We start from the raw sequence: 7,820 nt of genomic DNA, 5'->3' as shown, positions 1-7,820 counted from the left end.
ACGCGGGTGGCGCTCATGACGCCGATGTTCTCGCCGTAGGTGGTGGTCGGCGAGCCGCCGAAGCCGGCCGAGAGCGCCGTGGCCAAACCGTCGGAGCTGAGGGTGCGGCCCACCATGTGGTCGAGGTTCCGATGGGTCATCAGGCCCACGCTGGTCACGTGGCCCACGTTCTCCGCCAGCAGCACCACCACGACGGGCAGGAACATCGGCAGCAGGCCGAGGTTGAACTCGGGGTGATGGAACTCGGGCAGGCCGAGCCAGGCGGCGTCGGCGACGGGAGAGAAGTCGACCTCGCCGCGCAGCACCGCCACGGCGTAGCCGACCAGCACGCCCAGCAGCACCGAGACCCTCCCCAGCAGGCCCTTGAACAGGGCGGTGCACAGCACCACCGCGAACAGGGTGATGGTGGCGGTGACCGCCGACTCCTTGAAGTTCAGGTACGCCGTCGGAGCGAGGTTGAAGCCGATCAGGGCGACGATCGAGCCCATCACCACCGGCGGCATGAGCGCCCCGATCCAGCGGGTGCCGATCTTCTGGACCAGCAGTCCCAGCAGTGCCAGCAGGATGCCGGTGACCATCACCCCGCCGAGCGCCGCGCCCATCGAATCTGCCTGAGTGGAGGCGGTGATGGGGGCGATGAAGGCGAAGGAGGAGCCGAGATAGCTGGGCACCTTGTTGTGGGTGATGATCAGGAACAGCAGGGTGCCGATGCCGGAGAACAGCAGGGTCGTCGACGGCGGGAAGCCCGTCAGCAGCGGCACCAGGAAGGTGGCGCCGAACATGGCGATGACGTGCTGGGCGCCGATGCCGATGGTCAGCGGCCAGGCCAGCCGCTCCTCGGGCAGGACGATCGCGTCGGGGGCGATGGTGCGGCCATCTCCGTGCAGGCTCCAGCGGAACATGATTCTCCAGGGGGTGAGGAGGGTGAAGGGGTGGGGCGGAGGCAGGCGGCTCGCGGGGAGGAGCGCGCTGCAGCGCGGTCAGGCGCTGGGGAAGTTCTTCCGGCGGGCCGTCTCCTCGGTGACATCCGGGACCCGGTCCAGCAGGGAGACGCGCCCGCCATCACGGGCCCGGAAGTCGGCGAACATCCGGGTGACGTCCGGGGCGCCGAACTCGTCACGCACCGGGGCGGGCACCGTGAGCATCAGCGCTGCGGCGAGTCCGATGAACAGTGCGACTCCGCCGGTGGCGAGCCCTGCCCCGGCGGCCATCGCCAGGGAGTTGACGATCACGTCGAGGAAGCCGACGACCGTCAGCACCAGCGCGGCGACCACGCCGCTGGCCCGGGCGCTCACGGCCGGACGTGAGAGGAGCGAGGTGCGCCCGAACAGCGAGACCACCACGAAGCAGCCGCAGACCACCGCATCGATCAGGTGCAGCGACGAGCTTCCGGGCGCCTTCCCCGTGGTCGCGACGATCGCGGCCAGCAGGTGCCAGATCACCGCCGCGGTGTGCATGATCGCGCTGAGCTCGAAGGCCCGCACCGTGTAGACCAGCCAGTCGGTGCGGCGGAACGAGACCGGCATGGTCCGCACGAAGGACCGGGAGATCATCAGCCCGAAGGCGGCGACCAGGAACGGCAGGTAGACGAAGCCGGAGGCGAAGCTCAGCGGCGCCGCGAACTGCAGCCCGAGGCTGTTGTCGGCGAGCGCAGCGATCACCAGCGCGGCCACCACCGCGGTCGAGGAGACGTACCAGGATCGCTCCCGGCGCAGCGCGGAGGCCAGCACGATCCCCAGCAGCAGGGCGGAGACCAGAGCGTTGGCGAAGGTCATCAGCGAGAACGCCCAGCCGGTGGTGAACACGCGGCCCACGATCATCACGGTCGCGATCAGCAGGGAGAGCGCCGTGGCCACGGCCACGCCCTGGAGCGCGATCCGGGCCGTGCGCCGGGCTCGCGCCTGGGGCAGGTAGCCCTCGTGGACGCGCGGCTCGATGCCCAGGATCGCACCGAGCAGGAGCAGAGAGACCCCGATGCCGATGCCCACCGGTGGCCCGTCGGGAAGGGACGCGAAGAGCTTGGGCAGGGAGAGCACCAGGTCCGCGCCGATCACGGTGATGGAGACGAGCAGTGCCGGCAGCAGGCCGACCAGGCGCAGGATGCGCACGGCGACCAGCGGCGGCTTCTCGGGGACCCAGCGCAGCAGGTGCACGATCAGCAGCGTCGCGAGCCCGGTGCCGATCGCGATCTTCCCGAGCAGATCCAGCAGCGGGCTCTCAGCGAGGGTGAAGGTGGTGGTCAGCGCGGTGGCCAGGCACACCAGGGCGAACACATCGCGCAGGGCGTCGAACACGCCCAGCTCCTTGAAGCGGTTCGGCAGCACGAATCCGTTCAGCGGAATCTCGTCATCCTCGGCGTTCGGGGTGGTGCCCGAGCGCGCATAGGAGACGGTGCCCGGGCGCGACAGCGGGGAGACCAGCTCTCGCTCCGAATGCTCTCGCTCCGACTCCGCTGCATCCGCTGCAGCGGCTGCTGCAGGGGTGCCGGCATCGGCCGCCGGGTCGCGGTCGGCCGGGTAGCGGTCGGCGGGGCCGTCGATGCTGTCAGTGCCGGCTGCATCGTCGGTGTCGTCGGCGCCGTCGGCGGGATCCAGCACCGGGATCGCTCCGGTCACCGCAGCCGGTTCCGCCGCGAGATCCAGGCTGCTGAGGTCGACCGTCTCGTTCTCGCCGACCGGCAGCGAGGGCGAGACTCCCCGACGGGCGAGCAGCGGGGTGGCGTAGCGATCGAAGGCAGCACGATCCGGCAGCCGATCGGTGGGCAGGCTGTGCGGGTCGTCGACCGCGAAGATCCAGTCGGCGTCCTGGTCCCGGTGCTGACTGTCCCGTGGCTCCCTGTCCATCGACCTTCTCTCCTGCCGTGCGACGCCCTGGGGCCGTCCGTGACTGCGCTCCATGCGCGGGTGTGCGTCTTGCATCCTAGGGACGGGAGGGGTGCTCCCCCCGTCGGCGCGCCGTGGGGCGGGTGCGCAGTGCGTCTCAGGTCGTCTCACAGCAGCGCTCGGCGCCCGCGCGTGTGCGGCGGGCTCCCGGACGGCTGTTCACAGGTGCAGGCGTGTGGCGAGCTCGTGGCGCACGGCCCCGCCGCGCACCGTCAGCAGCAGCACCACCGCGACCAGGCTGAGACCGCCGCAGATCGCGGAGGGGATCACCGGGTCCACCCAGCCCAGGGCGAGGAACACGATCGGGGTGAGCCCGAGCAGCACCGTCAGCCCGCTGTAGACGACGTAGTCGCCCACCTCCATCCGGATCACGCGGGCCGTGATCAGCAGCCCGACGATCGAGGCGGCGCAGACGATCGGCACCACGAAGGTCAGGGACCAGCCGTCCCAGCCGGAGAGGTAGTCCCAGTAGACGCATACCCCGCCCGCCGCCACCACCAGGTAGACGATGAACTTGGCGAGGTTGCGGCGCTTGCTCACCGCCATCACGACCACCAGCCAGGTCGTGGCGATGCCGAGCCATACACTGCGCAGCGCGCCGATGCCGTCATCGTCGGGCCCGAACAGCAGCTGGGCGATGAAGGACAGCACGATCACGCCGAGCGAGGTGAGGGCCAGGACCCTCAGCACCCGGCGTCGGGAGAAGCGCAGCGGCACCGCCGGGTAGGGGCCGGGGACGGGCGCGCCCACCAGGGTGGTCCCGCACAGCGGGCAGCGGATCCAGTCGCCCTCGACCTGGACCGTGCAGTCGGGGCAGCGCCTCATGTCCCGAACTCCAGCAGCTCGTCCTCGGAGACGCGGGCTGCGGAGACCGTGACCTCGACTCCCGCCTCGGTGAGCAGTGCGGCGTACTCCCGCACGTGATCGGTCTGCACGAAGGGAGCGGTGAAGCTGAGGGTGAGCAGCCCGGCGTGCGAGATGGCGCAGAACTGCGGGCGCACGGCGGAGACGTGGAACAGCATCCGTCCCACATGAGACGCGGCAGGCTCGGGCAGCGTGACCCGGCCCAGGTTCGAGACCGCGACCGTCAGCCGGCGGTTGTTCGCATGGTTGATCATGCTCAGCAGCCGGTCCTTGACCGGCCTGGGCACGATCCGGGCCAGCGGCAGGCGCTCCACGCGGATCAGCCGCTGCAGCTTCTGCTCGAGCGCCTCGGGGGTGGCCTCCGCGGAGAAGCTCTCCTGGAGTCCGCGGGCCACCGCCCCGGGCGCGTCGTCGCCGTGGCCGTAGGTGTGCTCGACCCGGATGGTCGCGAAGAAGTTCCGGGCGGAGGTCGAGGGGAAGAACTGGCGCAGGTTCACCGGCACCGATGCCGCCATCGTCGGCGCCCCGTGCGCTCCCTCGTCGGCGCGGCGGATCGCCTCGAAGAACAGTGCGGTGAGGTACATCGTCAGCGCCACCCCCTCGGCCTTCGCGAGGCCCAGCACGGGCCGCGCCGGCATCGTCAGCTCGATGATGCGGGTGCGGTGATCCGGGGTGCGGGTGCCGCGCACCCGGTGGATCCGGCGCCGGGCGGGACGGGCAGCGGCGGGCTCGACGGGCGTCTCCTCCGTCGGCGGCTCATCAGCCTCCGGGACCGTGAGCACCGCAGGTGCGGCTTCTCGGCTGAACTCCTCCTGGTGGGCGTCCTCGTCAGCATCGACGGTGCGGCGACGGCGCCGGAAGTAGTGGGCGAAGGAGTCGGTGGTCAGCTCATGCACCTCCTCGGCGGCCAGCGCGCCGGTCCGGGTGCCCACTGCCCCGAGCGGAGGATCCGGGCGCTCCGCAGCCCCCGGACGCGCCTCGGCCGCCGCCACCGAGAGGGGCGGGGCCTCCTCGGGGAAGCGTCGTCGGGTGTATCCGGCCAGCAGGTCGGTGAGGAACCACAGTGCCCCGGTGCCATCGGAGAGCGCATGGAAGATCTCCAGGATGATGCGCCGGCGGTGATGGAGCACCCGGAACAGCAGCGTGCGCCGGTCCGGCTGGTAGATCGCGGCGCAGCTGGGAAGCACCTCCTCCTCCACCACCGGCTGCAGGTCGCTGTCCTGGAGGTAGTACCAGAACACCCCTCGGCGCAGCACCGCGTGATAGAGCGGGAAGCGCTCGAAGGTCTCGTCGAGCGCCTCCTGCAGCAGGGCCGGGTCGACCTCGTGGTCCAGCTCGGCGCTCATCCGGAACACCTTGGGATCCGCGTCGCTGCGGGCCGCCGGGAAGATGTTCGAGGCATTGTCCAGGCGGACCCAGTGCCGGCGGCGCACGGGCCGGTTCATGGGCTCACCTGCACTGGGGGGTCCTGGGCGGTGCTGGGCACGCCTGCCTCCAGGAATTCGTCGATCACCTCGTAGGCCTCCCGCAGCGGGCGGGCGAATCGCGGGAGGGTGATGAAGCCGTGCAGCGCCCGCTGAACCCGGTGGAGGCGCACCCGGTTGCCGGCCGCCTCGAGCGCCCGGGCGTAGGCCTCGCCTTCATCGCACAGCAGGTCCAGCTCGGCGGTGATCATGAGGGTGTCCGGCTGCCCGGAGAGGTCGGTGGCCATCAGCGGGGAGACCAGGCGATTCTTCCTCTGCTCGGGATCGGGGGCGTACATCTCGAAGTAGTCCTGGATCTCGGTGTTGGTCAGCCGGTAGTCCTCGCCGTGATGGCGCACGGAGGGGAACGGCGAGGTCTCCGGATCGTGATCCCAGTGCGTGACGGGGTACAGCAGGATCTGACGCGAGGGCGGGCGGTGGCCGCGCTCACGCAGCAGCAGGGAGACCGCCGCGGCGAGGTTCCCCCCGGCGGAGTCGCCCATCAGCACGATCTGGTCCGCGTCCTCGAGCCCGGCCCGGCGGGGATCCTCGAGCAGCCGGCGCGCGGTGCCGTAGCAGTCCTCGAGCGCGGCCGGGAACGGATGCTCGGGCGCCAGCCGGTAGTCGACCGACGCCACCCGGCAGCCGGTGAGGTCGGCCATGGTGGCGCAGGCAGGGGTGTAGCTCTCGATATCTCCGGTGACCCAGCCGCCGCCATGGAAGAACAGCAGCAGCTCGTCACGCCGCTGCACGCGCGGGGTGAACACGCGCACCGGCACGCGCCTGCCGGTCCCGCTGTCGGAGAAGGTGTCCCAGGTGGGGGTGCGGTAGCGCGCGGCAGGCAGCGCGGCCAGCTGTCGCTGCAGATGCCGCACCCGCTCGTAGTCCTCCCGCACATCGAAGCGGGCGAGGGAGACGAGGCGCAGCGCGAGCCTCAGCAGCGGGTTCACGGGCGGGAGCCCGTGACGGCGGGGAACAGGTCCATGCCTCCAGGATAGTCAGCGCTGAGGGCCGGTCCGCTCGACCTCGTCGCTCAGCACAGATCTGCCCTGTCGGCGGCGAAGCGCACTGCGGGACCGGCCTCGATCCGGCCCTCGCCCATCTCGATCACCGGGCCGATCAGGAGGCGGTGGGTGGCGGCGTCGACCGCCTGCTCGATGCGGATCGCGAAGTGGGCGAGCACGCCGGGCAGGATCGCGTCCCCGTCACCGGTGCGGGTGACCTCGAGACCGTTGAACATCCCCTGCAGCGGGGCGGCCGGGGTGCCGAAGCGGTCCGCGAGATCGTGCTGATCCTCGGCGAGCAGGTTCAGGCAGAAGTGCCCGGCCTCCTCGACCGCCTCCGCCGCCCGCGACATGCCGTACAGCGCGATCAGCATGGTGGGCGGGTCATAGGAGAGGTCGAGATAGGAGTCGACGGTCACGGCGAGATCATGGGAGCCCTGCCGGGTGCTGACCACGGCCAGCCCCACCGCGAGCAGGTCGCTGAGGCGGCGGTACTCGTCCTGGTCCACGGAATTCATCGGCGCGGCTCAGCGGGCCGTCGGGAACATCCGGGCCCGGGCCGAGCTCGAGTCCATGACCTCCTTGCCGAAGGGGAAGCAGGTCACCGGGATCAGCTTGAGATTCGCCCAGGCCAGCGGTATGCCGATGATGGTGACGGCCTGTGCGAGCGCGGTGCCCACGTGCCCGAGGGCCAGCCACCAGCCCGCGATCACGAACCAGATCACGTTGCCCAGGGTGCTCATCGCTCCGCCGCCGCCAGTGTCCACGACCTCGCGGCCGAACGGCCAGAGCACGAAGCCGGCGATCCGGAAGGAGGCGATCCCGAAGGGGATCGTGACGATGAAGATGCAGGCGAGGACGCCGGCGACCAGGTAGCCCAGGAACAGAGCCCAGCCAGCGGTCAGCAGCCAGATGAGGTTGAGGATCAGAGTCAGTACGGAGCGCATGGCACCAGCCTAGGGATCTGCTGCGGCGGTGGCCATGGGGATGTCCCCCTCGGCGAGCCTGCGGGCAGCGGCCGGGAGGTCCGTCCAGCATCACGCTCCGCCGCGCAGGATCAGCTCGCCGCGCCGATTACCCTGGAGCCATGCCAGCTCCCGAGATCGCGCTGACCCAGCGTTTCCAGTCCGCCTTCACCGCCGCCTTCGGGCCCGAGTTCGCCGACGCGGATCCGATCATCCGCCCCTCCCAGTTCGCGGACTTCCAGTGCAACGCCGCGATGGGACTCGCGAAGCGCCTGGGGAAGAAGCCCCGCGACATCGCCGCCGAGATCCTCGCCGCGGTCGACCTGGACGACATCGCCGAGACCCCCGAGATCGCCGGGCCCGGCTTCCTGAACATCCGCCTGCGCACCGACTGGATCGCCGCGCAGGCCGCCGAGCTCGCCGCCGATGCGCGCCTCGGCGTCCCCTCCCCCGCCTCCCCCGACACCGTGGTGGTCGACTACTCAGCGCCGAACGTCGCCAAGGAGATGCACGTCGGGCACCTGCGCACCACCGTGGTGGGCGACTCGATCGTGCGCACGCTCGAGAAGCTCGGCCACACCGCGATCCGCCAGAACCACATCGGCGACTGGGGCACCCCCTTCGGCATGCTCATCGAGCACC

The 7,820-nt window shown here is 70.8% G+C and carries 8 protein-coding genes; 1 reads left to right on the top strand and 7 read right to left on the bottom strand.

The features are described from left to right. The 7 genes from ACTH43_RS12835 to ACTH43_RS12805 form a co-directional block, all read right to left on the bottom strand. Window positions 1-902 (bottom strand): uracil-xanthine permease family protein (locus tag ACTH43_RS12835; RefSeq protein WP_441445292.1); only part of this gene is annotated, 902 nt, incomplete at its 3' end. A gap of 78 nt (window positions 903-980) precedes the next feature. After that, a complete protein-coding gene (locus tag ACTH43_RS12830) occupies window positions 981-2,843 on the bottom strand; it encodes a DUF7937 domain-containing protein (RefSeq protein ID WP_441445291.1) in 1,863 nt (620 codons plus the stop codon). A gap of 198 nt (window positions 2,844-3,041) precedes the next feature. Continuing rightward, window positions 3,042-3,707: a DUF6320 domain-containing protein gene (locus ACTH43_RS12825; RefSeq protein ID WP_441445290.1), complete on the bottom strand. Its 666-nt coding sequence runs from the start codon at window positions 3,705-3,707 to the stop codon at window positions 3,042-3,044. Further along, window positions 3,704-5,191, bottom strand: coding sequence for an alcohol acetyltransferase (locus ACTH43_RS12820; RefSeq protein WP_441445289.1), 1,488 nt, complete (start codon window positions 5,189-5,191; stop codon window positions 3,704-3,706). Before ACTH43_RS12820 ends, ACTH43_RS12825 begins: the two co-directional genes overlap by 4 nt. Then, on the bottom strand, window positions 5,188-6,159 hold the full coding sequence (locus tag ACTH43_RS12815; protein WP_441445288.1) for an alpha/beta hydrolase: 972 nt from the start codon (window positions 6,157-6,159) through the stop codon (window positions 5,188-5,190). The genes ACTH43_RS12820 and ACTH43_RS12815 overlap by 4 nt, the downstream gene beginning before the upstream one ends. Before the next feature lie 83 nt (window positions 6,160-6,242). Then, complete coding sequence (locus ACTH43_RS12810; RefSeq protein WP_441445287.1) at window positions 6,243-6,731, bottom strand: flavin reductase family protein; 489 nt, start codon at window positions 6,729-6,731, stop codon at window positions 6,243-6,245. 9 nt (window positions 6,732-6,740) lie between these two features. Continuing rightward, window positions 6,741-7,160, bottom strand: coding sequence for a YccF domain-containing protein (locus tag ACTH43_RS12805; RefSeq protein WP_441445286.1), 420 nt, complete (start codon window positions 7,158-7,160; stop codon window positions 6,741-6,743). A 140-nt stretch (window positions 7,161-7,300) separates the two neighbouring features. Here ACTH43_RS12805 and argS point away from each other — a divergent pair. Further along, window positions 7,301-7,820: arginine--tRNA ligase domain-containing protein (argS, locus tag ACTH43_RS12800; protein ID WP_441445285.1), on the top strand; the 520-nt coding region annotated here is incomplete at its 3' end.

The organism is Brachybacterium sp. (genome assembly GCF_052095815.1).
GTDB lineage: Bacteria > Actinomycetota > Actinomycetes > Actinomycetales > Dermabacteraceae > Brachybacterium.
The sequence above is the reverse complement of the archived record's forward strand: the minus strand, read 5'-3'. Positions and strand labels throughout refer to the sequence as shown.